The sequence below is a fragment of the Virgibacillus carmonensis genome (genome assembly GCF_057836705.1).
This window is the reverse complement of record NZ_JBYQFJ010000026.1, coordinates 21846-40587: the sequence shown is the minus strand read 5'-3', so window position 1 is coordinate 40587 and position 18742 is coordinate 21846. Positions and strand designations below refer to the sequence as shown.

The window sequence follows — 18742 nt, the reverse complement described above, 5'->3', positions numbered from 1 at the left end:
GAAAACGTTTTTCTCATTATTTCCATCTCCCGTATTAGTTGTTACTTAGCTAACGGAAATTTAATACGGAAAGATCACTTTTTGCACTAATTGGAAAGGTATGATCAATACCCACCTTCTACAACCGAATTTACAATATAGGGATAACGTCAAGAAAATGCGGTTATCTTAACTCCAATGTGAGAATTATTGGAATATCAATGTTTCTCACATCGTTTACATGTATGTAATGTAACCTTGTGTTGCTTTAAAATGAAGTTTGATCATTTTTTGGCTGTGATTCTCCACAATTGCGCCCGTTCGTATAATGGAATAAAGGTAAGTATCGACTTCTAAGTTTAAAATTAGTAATCTAAAAAAAGCGAATGATTTCCTACACTTTTTTTACTTCTAATCCTGCTTGATTTAGATACTTACAAATTAATTCATTGTAATTCTGATTTTCTTCTCGAGATAGATTATAGGGATATCGTCTAGTTCCCTGTTGCCATGCAGCTAAAGGTTTTTTGCTTAAGTTTTTATTTTTCCTAGAATACATCCCATAATGACGAATTAGTTTGTATGAAAACACTTTTTCTTTTAAAAAAGGCGAATTCCTGTAACCAAAGGAGAAAATATAATTTATTCATATTTCACCTTCTCAATCATTATATTGCTATTGAAAATCTATCTTTTCCAACAAAAAATCATGAAAAATCTATTCTATTTTTCATTCTTCTAAGGAACACTCAAAAAATTTAGTATATATGAAAATACTGTTGAATCTCATTTTTATCATTTGTTAAGCTTAATGCTAGCATAAGAAGAATCCTTGCTTTTAAAGGATTTAATGATTCAGCTACGATATATCCGTGTTGATTATCCATATCAGTACGGATAACAATTCCCGTATTGAGTCGAGATGACCGTATGACGATAACCCCCTTGCTTAACGCATCATGAATTCCAGCCTCTGCTTGTTGAGAAATAGTATAGCCTCCAGTCGTAGCTACAACAATTCCTTTTGTACCTGCTTGTACCGCCGCGTCATATAAATACCGTTCGTCCCCTTGATGCGCATATATAATCGAAACCTTAGGAAACTCATTGATTAACTTTACGTCAAAGGCTGTTTCGATAGTGTGGCGATAGGTAATATCTTTATAAAAATAGTAAACCTCTCCTCCAACAATTGAGCCAATGTAACCTTGTTCCAGGGCTTTAAACGAATCTACCATTGTTGTATTCATTTTTGTCATAAAACGTGCGGAGCCAATTCGATCATTGAGAACAACAAGCACACCTTTTCCATGTGATTTTTTATCACAGGCAACTTTCACACCATTATAGATATTTAACGGGCCTTCTGCACTAATCGCTGTTGCTGGTCTGACTGCTCCAACAATTACGACTGGTTTATGGCTTTTAATCACTAAATGTAAAAAATAGGCGGTTTCTTCCAGTGTATCTGTACCATGTGTGATCACAACACCATCTACTTCTTCATGTAACAAAGTTTCATTTATATAGTTACTTAACGCCAATAGTCGTTCTGTTGTCATATCCACACTATCAATATTAAACAACTGTTCAACCTTTATATTCGCAACATTTGCTAAATCTGGAACTTCTTTTAATAATTCATCAATAGACAAAGCACCAGGTTGATAGCCCGTAGTCATTGTACTTGAAGCTCCAGCCCCTGCAATTGTTCCACCAGTTGCAATAATTTTTATCGTTGGTTTGTTTCCCATGTTACCTCTCCTACATCTTTTTCACCTAGCTGACCTTCCTAAGTTTATTTTGATTTAATACCTGCACCACAAAGAGGTATGATTATTTTTTCTTCTGGTGCCTTTTTATACTTGATGTAGCCAGCATAGTTTACTGCTGATGTCACTTCCACATAAAATCCTTTCTCACTAAGTTTAGCTCGTGCACTCAGAATCTCATCTTCTTCAATATCAATAAACGTACCATTGGTATTACGTACAGCTTCTAAAATTTGTTTGGAACGCGCTGGTGCAGCAATAGCTATCCCCTCCGCTAATGTACCTCTATTCGTAACAGGTTGTGCTGATTCCTCCCCGGTTTGGTAAGCTTTCACAAGAGGCGCACAGTTCTCCGATTGAATGGCAACGATTTTCGGTATTTTATCAATTAATCCATTTTCAAATAACTCTTTAAAACCATAGTACGCACCTAGGAGAAGCGTACCATTTCCAACCGGAATAATTAAAGCATCAGGTCCACCATTTAATTGTTCATAAATTTCAAAGCCATATGTTTTCGTTCCTTCATAAAAATAAGGATTATACACATGACTTGCGTAAAAAACTTTTTCTTTGTCTACTGCTTTTTGTGCAGCAGTTGAAATGGCCTCTCGTGTACCATGAATCGCTTTAATCGTTGCTCCATGGGCTTTTATTTGAGCGATCTTTTTCGGTGAAGTCTCATCACTTAGATATATATCACAGGCAATATTACAACGTGCTGCATAAGCTGCAATCGCCGTTCCTGCATTACCACTACTATCAGCAATTACTTTTGATACCCCTAATTCTTTTGCCTTTGTCATCAAAACAACGGCTCCTCGATCTTTAAAGGATAATGTAGGCATCATATAATCAACTTTTACATACGTATTTGGCTCCATAGGATCTAGAACGATTAAAGGTGATTGACCTTCACCCATTGTCACCGATTCCCATGTCTTAGAATCTTTTGCGAAAGGCATAGTTTCAAAATAACGCCATAATGAGTTTGGATAGTTATTCCAAGCTGCAATATCAACTTTTGGCGTATCTTTTACTATGTTTAATACTCCACCACATTCACATTTCCATAGAGTTGGTGTAATATCATGCTTTTGGCCACAACTGTTACAAATAAATTGTTTCACCATTTATCAATCCTTTCGAATAATTTTTTATATGAACTAGATTTTTTTATACAAAACAGGTAAAAAAAATATACCTAAATATATGCAATGGCATCAATTTCAATTTTGAATCCAAAATGTAATGCATTAGTTGGTACAACGGTACGAACTGGTTTATGTTCACCTAAAAATTCCTTATAAACAGCATCTACTTTATCCCATAGTTTCACATCCGGAATATATAATGTCATACGCAAAATCTGCTCCTTTTTACTTCCGGCTGCTTCTACAATCATTTCCACATTCTTAAGTGCTTGTAATGTTTCTTCTTCGATGGTGCCAAATTTCTTTTCACAGGTTTCTGGATTAATGGCAAATTGCCCTGATACATAGACCGTGTTCTGATGAACTGTTGCTAATGCATAGTGTCCATTTGATTTTAAACTTCCTACTTCAAAGATGCTTTTCATTTGAGTCTCCTTAACTTGATTTATTTTTGATTTCATCCAAATAACTACTTTGGAAATGCCTAACAAAGATGCGACCTTCTCAACGGATCCTTTTTTTCGTCCATGAATTTTATTAATTCAATCTTTTCATGGCGTTTCATGACTGGATGAACACTGTTTTGGATGATTTGTTGAATCAATTGATTCACTATTCCTTCAACATTTTCAATAGCATCATCTGATTTTGTTTCATTCTCTTGAACTTCAACTTGTGTAGAAAGAAAAGTATTCATAAATTGTTGCATTTGATTCAGTGCTTCAACATCAAAATTTATACAGAATGCGCCAATCATTTTTTGCTTGGAATCACGTATTAATGAAGTCGAAGAACGAATAGTACGCTTATCTTCTGTTACAAATGTATAACCTGCAAGATAATCTTCTTTAAAATCTTCTGATTGTAATACTGTCTTCACTAGGTGATCAAATGATTGACCGATTTCTCTTCCTGTAACATGGTTATTTACTGTAAACATTACAGAGCTTTTCGGGTTCGTCAAATCATGAATAACGACTTCACAGTTTGGTCCAAACATTTTTGCAGTAGATTTTGCTATAGGGATAAAACTCTCTAATACTTTCTTAATTTCTTCTATGTCTAACTACCTCATTTTTTAAATTCCATTCAATTATATATTTTTTTATATAATTTTTAAAAATTCATCTTAAGGATTAGCAAATCACCTAAAAATGAATGATTAGATAGGCTTTCTTTAACTCTAAACTACTGCGTTTAAGTACGTTTCTTCACAAACTTCATTTTTCTTTACTAGCAATATGGCCCTTATATTCAATATTGGGGCAATTACTTATTAAGCAATTGCGCCCTTTCGGAATAACTAAATATGGTCTTGACGTTTAATCAATCTGTTAACATCACCATTCACTCAATATTTTTTGTTAAGTGTTTAACCCTTTTATGAAAACCTCAAGGACAAATTCTTGCGATTCTTCAAGGTTCACTTGAAGGTTAAATTCGCCTTTTCTTTTTAAATCCACTAATCCATGTAATAAACTTCTTAGTCCTCTGACCGTATTGATTAATTGTTTTTAACTCAAGTGGTAGACAGATAAGACTTCTTCCCTTATCAAACCCATAACCGTTTCTCCATCATTTTGGAAGTTTTGAGAGAAGGGGTATGGAGCAGATAATGGAGCTCCATATATCCCTGGATGTTGCTGGGCAAATTCAATATAAGCATGTCCAAACGCTCGAATGGTTTCCGCTCCTTCTGCTTTATTAAGGGTAGCTTCTTTTATATGTTTGTAAATAAAGTTTAATGCTTTAACTGCCATCATTTGTTTCACCTCTTTTAAACCTTCAGTATGATTATATAAAGAAGGGGATTTTATAGTCAGTTCTTTTGCTAAAGTAGCCATCGTTACAGCTTCAATTCCCTTTTGATCAGCTATTTCCAATGCTTTATTTATTATAATTTCTTGATTAAGCCTTGGGCGTGCTGTCATTTCACCTAAAACTCCCTCAATGATTTTTTCGCATGTTCTATCGCTTGCTTCATATTCTTTCCTGGGTCAAAAATTAAATTTCCGTGGCCGACTGCTAGAATCGAAGGATTACACTCTAACAGATATTCTGCAGATTTTATAGCAACTTTTTTGTTCCATGTTGCCAGACTAAGACAAGACCGGATACTTTACTTAGAGATGGAGATCAAATAGGTTCTCTGTTCGCTATTCACTCACCCGGTCACACGCCAGGAATGATGGCATTTTTGGATTCGCACCACAATCTTGCCCTTTTCTTTAAAAAGTATTGCTACTGCCTCAAAGCGACTGGGGTAAATATTGTATCTGACATCACTTATTTCTCAAGTCAAAAAAATAACCCTACTCCTTCACCAAGGAGAGGGTCACTAATTATGTTCTATACTTCTAAATAAGATGGTAACACCGTACTTCCCATTAAATAATGATCAACTTTGCGAGCTACTTCACGGCCCTCGTTTATGGCCCACACGATTAAACTTTGCCCACGTCTTGCATCACCAGCCGCAAAAACCTTTTCGACGTTTGTAGCAAATTCACCGTACTTTGCCTCAACATTACGGTTATTTGTATTCACCCCAACCTGTTGCAGTAATTGTGGTTCAGGGCCTTCAAACCCAATTGCGATGAACACAAGTTGCGCTGGCCAAACTTTTTCCGTACCTGGAATTTCATGAAAAACAAACTTACCTTCTTCATCTTTCACTTTTTCCATTTCAACGGTATGAAGCTCTTTTAAATCCCCATTATCATCTGAAATAAACTGTTTCGTCTGGATCGAGTAATTACGTGGATCCTCACCAAATTTGGCTGTTGCTTCCTTGTGTGCATACTCAACCGTAAATAGATTCGGGTATTCAGGCCACATATTGCTTTCCGTTCTAGCTAGTGGAAGTTTTGGATGTTTACCAAATTGAACTACACTATTGCAATCGTGACGAAGCGCTGTTGCGATACAATCCGCACCTGTATCCCCTCCGCCAATGACGATCACATCTTTTCCCTTGGCATCAATGAATTCGTTCTCTTCCAATTCAGAACCTAGTAAATTTTTTGTGGAAGCCGTTAGATAATCCATGGCAAAATGAATTCCCTTTGCTTCCCTTCCTTCAATAATCAAGTCTCGTTGATTTTGGGCGCCCGTACATAGGATAACTGCATCATGCTTATCTTTTAATTCCTCAGATGATATGTCTTTTCCTATTTCGGTGTTTAGCACAAAATTAATGCCTTCTTGCTCTAGTAATCTAATTCTTCGCTCGACAACATCTTTTTCTAGTTTCATATTTGGAATGCCATACATTAATAATCCGCCCGCACGATCTGCACGTTCATAGACTGTTACAGTATGACCTGCTTGGTTCAATTGGTCAGAACTGGCTAATCCCGCTGGGCCAGATCCTATAACAGCAACTGATTGACCTGTTCTTTTTTGCGGGATCCGCGGTGTCATCCAACCGTTTTCAAATCCTTTATCAATGATCGCCCGCTCAATGCTTTTAATTGCGACTGCGGGATCAGAAATAGCGACTGTACAGGATCCTTCACATGGGGCTGGACATACTCTTCCAGTGAATTCTGGAAAATTGTTCGTTTTTAACAGCCGCTTCAATGCTTCTTTCCATTGTCCCCGATATGCTAAGTCATTCCACTCAGGAATTAAATTATAAATCGGACATCCAGTAGTAGTACCATTAATTTCATCACCCATTTGGCAAAAAGGAGTACCGCAGTCCATACACCGCGAGCCTTGTCTGCTTAATACATCATCAGAGAAAGGAGTATCGTATTCTTTCCAGTCATTAAGTCGTGAGAGGGGATTCCGTTCTTTAGACTCTTCGCGTTGATAATCGATAAATCCTGTTGTTTTTCCCAAACTTTAGCTCTCCTTTCTTCCCTATAATGTTACTACCTCGGGTTTTTCTGGTTCTATATCAATGGATTTCTTTTGATCTTTAGATTGAAAAGCACTCATTGCTGCTTCTTCATCTGTTAAACCACCATTCTTGTAGCCTTGAATTCTTTCAAGCATTAATTTATAATCTATCGGGGTAACTTTCACGAACTTTTTCACACTATCATCCCAGTTATTTAGGACGTATGCCCCTTTAAAACTTTCTGTGTTCCGAACATGGTTTTCGACCATTTGTTTTACTTGCTCTATCTCATAACGGTCCATGAGTGGTTCAAATTCAATCAGTTCTTTATTACATAACTGTTTGAAATCTGCTAGATCCTCCGCAAGAATGTAGGCATTACCACCTGACATTCCGGCTGCAAAGTTCTTACCAACTTCACCTAAAATGACGACACGTCCGCCGGTCATATATTCACATCCATGGTCTCCGATTCCTTCAACCACAACGTTTGCACCGCTATTTCGAACAGCAAAACGTTCACCTGCATATCCATTTATATATGCTTCGCCGCTAGTAGCACCATAAAATGCCACGTTTCCGATGATGACGTTACTGGATTCATAATGCTTTGCTTCTGTTGGGGAAGAGACAACCATTTTTCCGCCAGATAACCCTTTTCCAACATAATCATTCGCATCACCAGTTAGCCATAGCGACATGCCCCTTGGAGTATAGGCACCAAAGCTTTGCCCTGCAGACCCTGTAAATCGTAGCGTAATCGTGTCTTCTGGTAAGCCTTCTTCACCATAGCGTTTAGATATCTCACTACCTACTATTGTTCCTACCACACGATTTGTATTTCTGATAGGATACGAGAGGTCTACTTGTTCCTTCTGCTCGATAGCAGGCATTACTGCAGGAAGAATTTCACCTAAATCTAATGACTCATCAAGGTGATGGTTTTGGCTTGTTTGACAGGTTCTTGATCCATCTACTTGGTAAAGCAATGGGGACAAATCTAAATACTTTGCTTTCCAATGTGCTTTAGCTCGATCACTTACATCTAACACATCCGTCCGTCCAATCATTTCCTCCATGGTCGTAAAACCTAACTCTGCCATACTTTCTCTAACTTCCTCGGCAATATAGTGCATAAAATTAACAACATGATCAGGATCACCCATGAATTTTTTCCTTAGTTCCGGGTTTTGGGTGGCAATGCCTACTGGACACGTATCCACATGGCATACTCTCATCATGACACAGCCAAGAACAACAAGTGGTGCTGTCGCAAACCCATACTCTTCTGCACCGAGTAATGCGGCCATAACCACATCTTTTCCAGTCATCAGCTTGCCATCCGTCTCTAATACAACGCGATCTCGAAGTCCATTTAACATCAAGGATTGATGTGTTTCAGCCAGCCCTAGCTCCCAAGGAAGTCCTGTATGCTTAATGCTTGTTTTTGGTGAAGCACCAGTACCACCGTCATATCCACTAACAGAAATGACATCTGCCTTACCTTTTGCAACACCAGAAGCAATCGTCCCAATCCCTGCTTTTGCAACAAGTTTTACACTGATGCGAGCATCGCGATTGGCATTTTTCAAGTCATGGATCAGTTGTGCCATATCCTCAATGGAATAAATGTCATGATGCGGAGGAGGCGATATCAGACCAACGCCAGGAGTAGATCCACGTACATTCGCTACCCATGGATACACCTTTTTGCCTGGCAATTGCCCACCTTCACCAGGTTTTGCTCCTTGGGCCATTTTAATTTGCAGTTCATCAGCGTTAACTAGATAATGGCTTTTCACACCGAAGCGTCCAGAAGCGATTTGTTTGATAGCACTTCTAGGCGAGTCACCATTTTCATCTACCGTAAACCGCTTCGGATCCTCTCCACCTTCACCACTATTACTTTTACCACCGATCCTGTTCATCGCGATAGCTAATGATTCATGGGCTTCCTGACTTAATGAACCAAATGACATAGCCCCTGTTTTAAACCGTTTCACGATTGTGTCGGCAGGTTCCACTTCTTCTATTGGTACAGGATTCGTTTTCTTAAACGTAAACAAATTCCGTAAAAAGTTAATTCTCTCTTCATTTGCCGCTATTGAGTACTGCTTGAAAAGATTATAATCGCCTCTTCGACAAGCCCATTGCAGGGTGTGAATAGTTTTTGGATTAAATGCATGATGCTCGCCCGTTTTTCTCCATTGAAAATCACTTCCAGAATCCAGGGTACTGTCGATATGATCTGCATAGGCACTTTTATGACGATTTGCCGCTTCATCAGCAATCGTATCTAATTCAATTCCACTGAGTTGGGAAGCAGTCCCTGTAAAATAACAATCGATGACAGTCTTACTGATGCCCACTGCTTCAAAAATTTGTGCGCCGCGGTAACTTTGAATGGTGGAAATCCCCATTTTGGACATTACTTTTACAACGCCTTCGGTAATCCCACGAATGTATTTGCTCACCGCATCGTGATAGCTGTAATTTAAGTTGTTTTCATTGATTGTTTGACTCAATGTTGCGTATGCAAGATACGGATTGATCGCATTTGCACCATAACCAATCAAGGCTGCGAAATGATGAACCTCTCTCGCCTCACCAGTTTCAGCAATGATACTCACTTTCGTACGGGTACCACGCGAGACAAGGTGCTGGTGCAATGCACTTACTGCAAGCAGTGATGGAATCGCTACAGCTTGCGCGTCCATGTTACGATCCGTGAGAATAAGCATGCTAATACCTTCTTCGATTGCCTTATCAACATCTTTACAAATCTGCTCAAGCGTACTTTCCAGATCCCCGTAAAATAACGTGTCTATCGTCTTACTAGTAAATCCTGGATAGCTATCCGCCTTTAATAATCGAAGCTGACGATTAGACAACACGGGTGTGTCTACTTGGAGTCTACGACAATTCACTTCGCTTGGATGTAAAATATCCCCTTCAGGTCCCAATAAACTCATAGTTGACGTAACGAGTTGTTCACGATATGCATCGATTGGCGGATTCGTAACCTGTGCAAATAATTGCTTGAAATAAGAAAATAATGATTGTGGATGATCAGATAATACCGCTAGTGGCACATCATTACCCATGGCCCCAATTGGATCCTTCTCATCTGCCACTAAAGGAATCAAATATTTTTGAATATCTTCATACGTATAACCAAACGCTTTTTGTCTTGTCACCAAATTGTCAAACGGCATTTCATCAAGCGTCTCCACTTTATTCGTAAGTTTAATCAGTTGCTCATCTAACCATTTGCGATAAGGCTCCGCTTCAGACATTTCCGTTTTAATTTCGTCATCCGAAATAATCCGCCCTTCTTCTAGATCGAGCAAGAGCATTTTTCCAGGGCTCAAACGGTCTTTATACAAGACATTGTCCTCTTCAACATCGATGACACCCACCTCTGATGAAAAGATTAGATAATCATCTTTTGTCACATAGTACCTTGCCGGCCGCAACCCATTCCTATCCAAGATTGCCCCAATTTGTTTACCATCCGTAAATGAAATAGTCGTTGGTCCATCCCAAGGCTCCATTAATGAACTATGATACTCGTAGAAAGCTTTCTTTTCTCTGGACATATGTGGATTATTAACCCATGGCTCTGGGATCAGCATCATAGCAGCATGAGCTGGTTTTCTGCCGGCTAATACAAGAAATTCTAACGCGTTATCCAATATGGATGAATCACTTCCATCCGCATCCAGAATCGGAAGGACTTTTTCCAAATCATCACCGAAGGCATCCGAGACAAACTGTTCCTCACGTGCCTTCATCCAGTTAACATTACCTCTTAATGTATTGATTTCCCCATTATGCATCAAATAGCGATTCGGGTGAGCTCTTTCCCAGCTTGGAAATGTATTTGTACTAAAGCGAGAATGTACCATTGAAAAAGCAGATACAAAATCCGGGTCTTGTAAGTCAACATAGAAAGTATCTAATTGTTCCGGTGTTAATAACCCTTTATAGACAATGGTTTGGCTTGAAAGACTAGTAAAATAAAAACGCTCCGCGCGTTCTAAAGCTACTTTTTCTGCTTGCTTACGAATGATGTATAATTTCCGTTCAAATTCTGCATTTTCGTTTATAGTTGGGTCTGCACCAATAAATACTTGGCGGATTAATGGACAACTTTCTTTTGCCTTATTTCCGATTTTTCCGACATTTGTTGGTACAGTTCTCCAACCAAGCACTGATTGCCCTTCTTGGTTTATAAAAGTATTAATTTGAGCTTCCGCCTCTTCCCGATTATCATCGTCATTCGAGAAAAAAATCATCCCAACACCGTAGCGCCCTTTTTCAGGCAAGTTCATTTCCGGACAATCTTTCCTGAAAAAATGATCTGGAATTTGAACCATTAATCCTGCCCCATCTCCTGTCAAGGGATCACTTCCATGTCCCCCGCGATGGTCTAGTTGGCAAAGCATGTGGAGTCCTTTTTTTACAATGTCATGCGTCGGGACCCCATTCATGTGTGCATACAAGCCGATTCCACATGCATCATGTTCAAATTCAGGGCGGTAAAGGCCTTGAGCTTTTGGTATTTTATTATAACTCATCATTAATACCCCCGTTCTCATTCCGTTTATGGTCTTATTTCAATTATAGGTTTTCAAATTAATCTAAACAATATATAATTTAGATTAAAACAATCTGTTTTTGATATGAATGGGGGGATAGGAAATGGAACTACGTCAACTACGCTATTTTATGGAAGTCGCAGAGCGGGAACACATGTCCGAAGCAGCAATAAACTTACATGTTGCCCAATCGGCAGTAAGCAGGCAAATCGCTAATTTAGAGGGAGAGCTTGGAGTCACCTTATTTGACCGTGAAGGCAGGAATATCAAACTATCTCAAATAGGAAAGACGTTTTATACGCATACGAAGATTGCGATGAAGGCGATAGATAACGCCAAAAAACAAATCGATGAATACTTAGACCCTGAACGCGGGACAATTAAAATTGGCTTTCCATCAAGTTTATCAAGTCACCTACTGCCAAGTGTCATCTCTGCTTTTAAGGATGAATACCCAAATGTTGCGTTTCATTTACGGCAGGGTTCTTATAAATTTTTGATTGATTCCGTAAAAAAGGACGAAATCGATGTGGCTTTTCTTGGCCCTGTCCCTAAGGATGACCCAGAAATCGATAGCCATATATTATTTACAGAAAATGTTTTAGCTTTACTGCCACTAAATCATCCTTTGGCTGGAAGGGAAAGCCTCTATCTTACTGACTTGAAAAACGATGAATTTGTTAGCTTTCCTAAAGGTTATGTACTGGAAAAAGTAATCATAGATGCATGTAAACAGGTGGGATTCGTACCAAAAGTTTCATCTGAGGGAGAAGATTTAGACGCTATTAAAGGTCTTGTGTCCGCTGGAATTGGCGTAACACTCTTACCAGAGAGTACATTTCATGAGTCAACACCAAGGATGACCGTTAAAATTCCCATTAAAATTCCCGAAGTTAGAAGGACTGTAGGAGTTATTAAACAGAAAGAAAAAAATCTAGCACCTTCTGAAAAGATATTTTATGCGTTTGTGAAAAAGTTTTTCTCAAGGTTACAGGGGTTTCAGTAAATTGGAAGTTTATTTTTACAAAAATTCAATACACACGCCATAACAGGCATTGCTACCGCTGTAAATTATGGCGCGCCATAAATTGATAACACAATAGATAATCGGTTAAACTGGTCACTTATAAAGCTGTCACTTTTTATAAACCTTATCTCACAACCAAACCATTCGTCTGTTTGCCAGGATGATGTTCTGGCAATTGATTTCCACGTCCAAACAGATTATCCCTGAGAGAACTTCCCTCATATTCTTTTCGAACCACGCCCCTTTCCTGTAAAATTGGTACAACAAGTTCGATGAAATCCTTAAATGTGTCGGGTGTAATGGCATACGCAATATTGAATCCATCAACTCCGCCTTCATTTACCCATTCTTCCATTGTATCGGCAATTTGTTCAGGTGTTCCGACGGATGAAGCCCCCATGCCGCCAATACCTATAGCGTTTATAATATCCTTTACAGTCGATGGTTTATCAGGAAAAATATTAGTGAAATTTTCAAGTGCTGATCGGATCGAGTCATTTTCTATATAACTTATAACCTGATCTTGGGTATAGCCGGATAAGTCGACACCAGTCCAGCCTCCAAATAGAGCGAGCGCGCCCTCCGTGCTAATATGTTTCTTATAATCATTATACTTTGCTTTGGCTTCTTCTTCGGTTCTGCCAACGATTGGTACAAACATTGTAAGAATTTTCACTTCATCTCGTGACCTTCCCGCTTTTTCGATATCAGCCCGTAATCGTGTAACGGTATCTTTAGCAGTAGCAACTGTTGGAGCACCAATAAAAACACATTCCGCATTTTTCGCTGCAAATGCACGCCCTTTCGTGGATGCTCCTGCCTGATAAATAACAGGTGTCCGTTGAGTTGATGGTTCGCTCAGATGGGCGCCAGGAACTTTAAAATACGTTCCTTCATGTTTTATATCATGAACTTTGTCTGGGTCGGTATAAATCCCCTTTTCTTTATCTAACTGAACAGCACCGTCTTCCCAGCTTTCTTCCCAAAGCTTGTAGCAGACATCCAAATATTCAGCCGCTAAATCATAACGTTCATCATGTTTTAATTGATCATTAAGTCCGATGTTTACTGACGCGCTTTTTAAATAAGAAGTAACAATATTCCACCCCACTCGTCCATTTGTTAAATGGTCAAGCGTCGTCATCCGGCGGGCAAATGGATATGGATGTTCATGCGTGACAGAAGCTGTAACGCCAAACCCGAGATGTTTCGTTACTGCGGACATTAACGGAACAACTAATAACGGGTCATTGACCGGAGACTGCGCCCCTTGGCGAACAGCTGCATCCCGTGATCCATCATATACATCATACATACCTAACACGTCTGCAATAAATACAGCATCAAAACGGCCTTTTTCCAAAAGTTTGGCAAGTTCTATCCAGTACTCGCTATCCTTATAACGGTGTGATTCATCATCCGGATGAGTCCATAAACCAGGCGATTGATGACCAGCACAGTTCATATCAAATGCATTCAAGTAAATTCTCTTTTTTGTCATATATTAGTAACTCCTCCTTGATTATCTTTAGCTATCAGACTGATGGAACTACCACACTTTGACTGTTTACTAGGTCAGTAAAATAATAGAGTTGCTTTTTCGTGCGTTCTAAAACACCGTCATCGATAATGGGGGTTTCTTTCTGTTTATCAATTTGACTGTCAAGTAGATAAAGTCCTTTTAAATTGTGCCCCTTTAATGTTGCTAATACAGGCTTCAATGTATACTCAATTGCCAGCAGATGGGACATACTTCCACCCGTCATTAGTGGAAGTACTGGCGTATGTTGTAGTACATCCTGCGGCAAGACATCGAGTAATGTTTTTAGTACTCCTGAATAAGCGCCTTTATATACTGGAGATCCAACAATAACACCTTTAGCGTCTTGGATTAATGTAGCGATATCTTTAATTGCTGGGCTGTCATATTTCCCGAGAAATAAATCTTCATATGGCACATCTTTTACAGAAATATGAGTCACGGAAAAGTGTTCCTTTTTAAGTAACGTTCCTAAATATTTCAGTACTTGATCTGACCGTGAAAATTCAGAAGGACTTCCCGATATAATTACAATTTCACTCACAACGATCATCCTTTCTATTTATAAATAAAAAAGCGGAGGCAACTGGCCTGTTTTATTCCCAATTAAGAAAAGCTCAGGGTGCCTGGAAAGACACGACAAGCATAAGCAGAGTACAGTAAAAAAGCCCCCTTTTCTTTTAATGAGAAAAGAGGGCTTTAACTTGATACTTTTAGAATATCCGCTCTTATCTCCCAAGGAATTAGCACCTTTCTGACATTTGTCAGAGGTTGCTGAAGCTTCACAGGGCCATTCCCTCGGCTTCTCTTGATAAGAATATTTAATTAATATATAGTGTATTGCAATTAATCCGATAAATCAAGTAGGAATTTAATATTTCCAAAATTTATTAAAAAACTCCTAAAGCAGCTAATAAAATAACTACTACCACTGAAATTACTGGAATTAATACAGCAACAACAAATATATCTTTATAACTATCTTTATGTGTCATACCAGTTATCGCAAACAGTGTTAGCACCGCTCCATTATGCGGAAGTGCATCTAATCCACCAGATGATAGGGAAGCAACCCGGTGAAGATGTTCTGGATCGATTCCAGTATTTTGGGCAATTTTATAATACTTATCCCCAAGAGCTTCCAATGCTATCCCTAAACCGCCTGAAGCCGAGCCAGTTGCACCAGCTAGCACATTGACAGCAATCGCTTCAGAAATTAAAGGATTACCTTTCACTCCGAGTAAGACTTCCGTAAGCTTATCAAATCCAGGTACAGCTTTGACAACAGTACCGAATCCTACAGCGGCACTTGTATTAATAATTGCTGTAACTGAACCAACTGCTCCACTATTAATAGCTTTTACAAAGCCTTTAAATTTGTGCAGGTTTAGTAGCATAATTAACACAATTCCCGAAATCAGAGAGGTCACAATATCCCACTTAAATACATTCAACGTAATAAGTACCGCTAGAAGTGGTAACAAAGATAGTAGAAAGGAAGGTGTTTTTCCTTCAACATCAATAATTTTATTATCCTTTGGCTCTGTGTACGTTTCTCCGTTTGCTGTCAATCTTTTCTCACGCCACCGGAGATACAAATATCCACCCACCGCCATGATTAATCCAGCGATTATTCCCATAATAGGAGCTGCTGTTGCAGTTGTATTAAAATACTCCATGGGAATTAAATTTTGAATTTGTGGTGTCCCAGGTATTGCTGTCATTGTGAAGGTGAACGCACCTAGTGCAACTGTTGCTGGTATTAATTTTCTACTTATATTGGCCTCACGAAACAATGATAATGAAAGTGGATAAACGGCAAATACCACTACGAATAAACTTACTCCGCCGTAGGTTAACACGGCTGCAGAAACTAATACACCCAAAATTGCTCTCTTGGTACCGATGATTTTTGTTAATGCAACAGCAACTGATTTTGCCATTCCAGTGTCTTCCATTAATTTTCCAAAAACTGCACCAAGCATGAAAACAGGAAACCAATCTTTTGCAAACGATACAAATCCACTCATATAGGTGTCTTTATATGCATCTAGTAAATCAAGTCCCCCTGTTAGTGCAACTACCCCTGCAGCAATAGGTGCTACCCATATTATCGACCATCCTAGGTAGGCCAGTGCCATTAATACAATAAGACCAAGTATTATTCCAAACATAAAATCCCTCCATGATTAAAATGAAAATATGAATGCTTACTATTATTCTCGTAGAAAACGGTGATTATTGGGCTGTGTATCCTCCGTCGATGACCACTGCTTGCCCTGTCACTCCCCCTGCCTTATCACTAGCTAGGAACATCGTATAATCCGCAATTTCCTGAACTGACAATAAGCGCTTTTGCGGAACCAATGGATAAATTACTTCCTCAAGCACTTTTTCTAACGAAATGTTACGATTTTTGGCTAAATCCTCCAGCTGATTTCGAACGAGAGGAGTATCCACATAACCTGGGCAAATAGCGTTAACCGTAATCCCATCTTCCGCCCCTTCTAATGCAGCCACTTTTGTTAATCCAATTACACCATGTTTGGAGCTGTTATAAGCCGCTTTTCCGGCAAACCCAATTAGGCCATTAATAGATGACATATTAATGATTCGACCAAACCCTTGCTTTTTCATAATTGGAAATACATGTTTTGTTGCCATGAATGGACCCACTAGCATCACTTTTGTAATAAACTCGAACTTTTCCGTTGAAAAATCATCAATCGAAGCTACGTGCTGTAATCCTGCATTGTTAATAAGTACATCGATTCTACCGTATCGTTCAACTGTCGTATCAATAGCAGTCATAAGATCTTTTTCTTTTGTTACATCACACCCCATCCCGAAACAGGTATAACCTTCCTGGTTTAATTTGTCAGTGACATCCTTTACTTTCTTTTCGTCAATATCAGAAAAAACTACTTTAGCTCCATCTTTAACAAATTCAACGCCAATTTCGTAGCCAATACCACTTGCAGCTCCCGTGATTAAAACAACCTTTTCCGCTACCATAGTGAAAACCCTCCTACTTTTTTATAAGGATTCCGTGCTGAACAAGAACCCGAAATTATTAATTACCCTCACACTTATACATGCAATATGTATGCCAACTTTTAAACGATAAAAAACGTGCTACTAACGCTGTTCAACTTAACGTGAAAAATCCCATTTTCCGATTTTACGGAAAATGGGATTTTGGTTTAGTTTGACAATAATGTAAGCCCTTACTTAAACCTGAAAAAATAAAATATTCCAGAATAACGGAAAGCCTTTCCGGGAATTCGGAAAATTTTACAATCCATATTTTTTTATTTTCTCATACATGTTCGATTTCCCTATTCCTAACATTTTAGTTGCTTTCAATTTGTCACCGTTTACTTTCTTTAAAGCTCTTTCAATAGCCTGTTTTTCTGTTACTTCCATAATGTCTTTTAGACTACCATTCTGTTTCAGTAAATAAGAATTTGGCTGGATACGATCTGGTAAGTCTTCAACCATAATAGTCTCGGTGTTGGTCAAATGAACTGCGGATTCGATCACGTTTTCTAATTCTCTTATATTCCCTGGCCATCGGTATTGCATGAAACGATCCATTACATTTGCGTCAAAATCAATGACTCTTTTTCCTGTACGGATTGTCACCTTATGAAGAATATACTTAGATAACACGCGCAAATCTTCTGTTCGATTCCTAAGTGGCGGAATGTTTATTTGCACGACATTAATGCGATAAAACAAGTCTTCTCTAAAGAGTTGCTTTTCTACCAGTTTTTCCAATGTCTGGTTTGTCGCAGCTATAATTCTCACATCTAGTTTCTGGGATTCAACCGCTCCAACTGCCTCAATCTCCCCCTCTTGTAAAACTCTTAAAATCTTTACTTGGGCACTTAATAGCATGTCACCAATTTCATCTAAAAACAGCGTGCCACCATCCGCCAGTTGAAACTTACCTAACTTACCACCCTTTTTCGCCCCTGTAAAAGCACCATCCTTATAACCAAACAGTTCAGATTCTAACAGATGTTCAGGTATAGCTGCACAGTTAACTTTAATAAAAGGTTTGGAATTGCGCTCACTCAAGTGATGGATACTGTGTGCAAACAACTCTTTCCCTGTTCCACTTTCTCCTGTTAATAAGATGGAGACATCCCCAGGAGAGACTTTTTTAACTTTATTTTTAAGATCATTCATTTGCGGAGAGCTACCAACTATATCATGGAGGGAATATGTAGCTCCCTGATTATTTTTCAATTGGTTACGGTAATGTTCGAGCTCTGATAAAAGGTCTTTTATATGACTGTTCATTTTCATCCATTCCTTTGTATCTCGAAAAAGAACGGTTCCAACCGCTCCCACAACCTTTCCACCTGAACGGACTGGAATTCTATTTGCAATCATATGGTTACCACGTATATATTGAAGGTCAGCGATTTCTTCTTCACCCGATTGAGCAACTATATGCATCCTGGAGTTTTCAATAACATCTGTGACATGCATTCCGATTACTTTTGTTTTATCAACTTCTAGAAACTGACAATACGTATTATTGATATAAGTAATCAATCCTTGCTCGTCCACAACAACAAAACAATGGTAGGCATTCTCAAAGAGCGCTTCAAAAATTTCTTCTCCGTAAATACCTTTTAGTGACTGCATATGAACATCCCCCGTTTTTAAAAGCCAACTATTTCTTTCGTTTATTAATTACTATTATTTCAAATTTCGCTGATATCTACAATCCCCTGTTCAACAGAATCTCCCTATTATTGACTATAGAATGAATGACAACCAACTGCAATCATTAGCCGAAAAAACGCTA

Annotated in this window: 13 protein-coding genes, 1 pseudogene and 1 riboswitch; of the genes and pseudogenes, 2 read left to right on the top strand and 12 right to left on the bottom strand. The window is 38.6% G+C overall.

The features are described 5' to 3' along the window. Window positions 1-737: 737 nt before the first annotated feature. The 5 genes from AC3G7N_RS16395 to AC3G7N_RS16375 form a co-directional block, all read right to left on the bottom strand. The gene (locus AC3G7N_RS16395) at window positions 738-1733 is read right to left on the bottom strand and encodes a type II asparaginase (RefSeq protein ID WP_489423245.1); all 996 of its coding nucleotides are present in this window, start codon (window positions 1731-1733) and stop codon (window positions 738-740) included. A 44-nt stretch (window positions 1734-1777) separates the two neighbouring features. Then, the gene (locus AC3G7N_RS16390) at window positions 1778-2881 is read right to left on the bottom strand and encodes a threonine synthase (protein WP_489423246.1); all 1104 of its coding nucleotides are present in this window, start codon (window positions 2879-2881) and stop codon (window positions 1778-1780) included. Between the two features lie 74 nt (window positions 2882-2955). Then, a complete protein-coding gene (locus tag AC3G7N_RS16385; protein WP_489423244.1) occupies window positions 2956-3330 on the bottom strand; it encodes a RidA family protein in 375 nt (124 codons plus the stop codon). Window positions 3331-3389: 59 nt separating this feature from the next. Then, window positions 3390-3905 (bottom strand): helix-turn-helix transcriptional regulator, encoded by a 516-nt coding sequence (locus AC3G7N_RS16380; RefSeq protein WP_489423243.1) that lies wholly within the window; start codon window positions 3903-3905, stop codon window positions 3390-3392. Between the two features lie 514 nt (window positions 3906-4419). Next, window positions 4420-4836, bottom strand: a complete 417-nt coding sequence (locus AC3G7N_RS16375) for a TetR/AcrR family transcriptional regulator (protein ID WP_489423242.1) — start codon at window positions 4834-4836, stop codon at window positions 4420-4422. A gap of 170 nt (window positions 4837-5006) precedes the next feature. On the opposite strand from AC3G7N_RS16375, the pseudogene AC3G7N_RS16370 reads away from it, so the two are divergent. Beyond that, a pseudogene (locus AC3G7N_RS16370) lies at window positions 5007-5111 on the top strand (MBL fold metallo-hydrolase); the annotation flags it as partial. Window positions 5112-5254: 143 nt separating this feature from the next. Here AC3G7N_RS16370 and gltD read toward each other — a convergent pair. Together gltD and gltB are read right to left on the bottom strand one after the other, a co-directional pair. Beyond that, window positions 5255-6751, bottom strand: coding sequence for a glutamate synthase small subunit (gltD, locus tag AC3G7N_RS16365; protein WP_489423241.1), 1497 nt, complete (start codon window positions 6749-6751; stop codon window positions 5255-5257). A 21-nt stretch (window positions 6752-6772) separates the two neighbouring features. After that, window positions 6773-11332 carry a glutamate synthase large subunit gene (gene gltB, locus AC3G7N_RS16360; RefSeq protein WP_489423240.1) on the bottom strand — a complete coding sequence of 1520 codons (4560 nt, stop codon included), beginning with the start codon at window positions 11330-11332 and terminating at the stop codon, window positions 6773-6775. Between the two features lie 124 nt (window positions 11333-11456). Between gltB and gltC the strand changes: the two genes are divergently transcribed. Next, on the top strand, window positions 11457-12359 hold the full coding sequence (gene gltC / locus AC3G7N_RS16355; RefSeq protein ID WP_489423239.1) for a glutamate biosynthesis transcriptional regulator GltC: 903 nt from the start codon (window positions 11457-11459) through the stop codon (window positions 12357-12359). Window positions 12360-12504: 145 nt separating this feature from the next. On the opposite strand, the gene AC3G7N_RS16350 is transcribed toward gltC, so the two are convergent. The 5 genes from AC3G7N_RS16350 to AC3G7N_RS16330 all read right to left on the bottom strand — a co-directional run bounded on the left by AC3G7N_RS16350 (window position 12505) and on the right by AC3G7N_RS16330 (window position 18579). Then, window positions 12505-13881, bottom strand: a complete 1377-nt coding sequence (locus tag AC3G7N_RS16350; protein ID WP_489423238.1) for an LLM class flavin-dependent oxidoreductase — start codon at window positions 13879-13881, stop codon at window positions 12505-12507. A 34-nt stretch (window positions 13882-13915) separates the two neighbouring features. Next, window positions 13916-14464, bottom strand: coding sequence for an NADPH-dependent FMN reductase (gene ssuE / locus AC3G7N_RS16345; protein ID WP_489423237.1), 549 nt, complete (start codon window positions 14462-14464; stop codon window positions 13916-13918). 181 nt (window positions 14465-14645) lie between these two features. Next, window positions 14646-14738, bottom strand: a riboswitch (SAM riboswitch). A gap of 72 nt (window positions 14739-14810) precedes the next feature. Beyond that, the gene (locus AC3G7N_RS16340; protein ID WP_489423236.1) at window positions 14811-16094 is read right to left on the bottom strand and encodes a GntP family permease; all 1284 of its coding nucleotides are present in this window, start codon (window positions 16092-16094) and stop codon (window positions 14811-14813) included. A 64-nt stretch (window positions 16095-16158) separates the two neighbouring features. Then, the gene (locus tag AC3G7N_RS16335; RefSeq protein ID WP_489423235.1) at window positions 16159-16935 is read right to left on the bottom strand and encodes a 3-hydroxybutyrate dehydrogenase; all 777 of its coding nucleotides are present in this window, start codon (window positions 16933-16935) and stop codon (window positions 16159-16161) included. Between the two features lie 279 nt (window positions 16936-17214). Continuing rightward, window positions 17215-18579, bottom strand: a complete 1365-nt coding sequence (locus AC3G7N_RS16330; protein ID WP_489423234.1) for a sigma-54 interaction domain-containing protein — start codon at window positions 18577-18579, stop codon at window positions 17215-17217. Between the last annotated feature and the right edge of the window lie 163 nt (window positions 18580-18742).

Excerpts from the sequence above, each read along its gene's own strand:
- gltC (WP_489423239.1), top strand. The coding sequence starts at position 11,457 with ATGGAACTACGTCAACTACGCTATTTTATGGAAGTCGCAGAGCGGGAA.
- AC3G7N_RS16335 (WP_489423235.1), bottom strand. The coding sequence starts at position 16,935 with ATGGTAGCGGAAAAGGTTGTTTTAATCACGGGAGCTGCAAGTGGTATT.
- AC3G7N_RS16330 (WP_489423234.1), bottom strand. The coding sequence starts at position 18,579 with ATGCAGTCACTAAAAGGTATTTACGGAGAAGAAATTTTTGAAGCGCTC.
- AC3G7N_RS16380 (WP_489423243.1), bottom strand. The coding sequence starts at position 3,905 with ATGTTTGGACCAAACTGTGAAGTCGTTATTCATGATTTGACGAACCCG.
- AC3G7N_RS16340 (WP_489423236.1), bottom strand. The coding sequence starts at position 16,094 with ATGTTTGGAATAATACTTGGTCTTATTGTATTAATGGCACTGGCCTAC.
- gltB (WP_489423240.1), bottom strand. The coding sequence starts at position 11,332 with ATGAGTTATAATAAAATACCAAAAGCTCAAGGCCTTTACCGCCCTGAA.
- AC3G7N_RS16375 (WP_489423242.1), bottom strand. The coding sequence starts at position 4,836 with ATGACAGCACGCCCAAGGCTTAATCAAGAAATTATAATAAATAAAGCA.
- AC3G7N_RS16385 (WP_489423244.1), bottom strand. The coding sequence starts at position 3,330 with ATGAAAAGCATCTTTGAAGTAGGAAGTTTAAAATCAAATGGACACTAT.
- AC3G7N_RS16395 (WP_489423245.1), bottom strand. The coding sequence starts at position 1,733 with ATGGGAAACAAACCAACGATAAAAATTATTGCAACTGGTGGAACAATT.
- AC3G7N_RS16350 (WP_489423238.1), bottom strand. The coding sequence starts at position 13,881 with ATGACAAAAAAGAGAATTTACTTGAATGCATTTGATATGAACTGTGCT.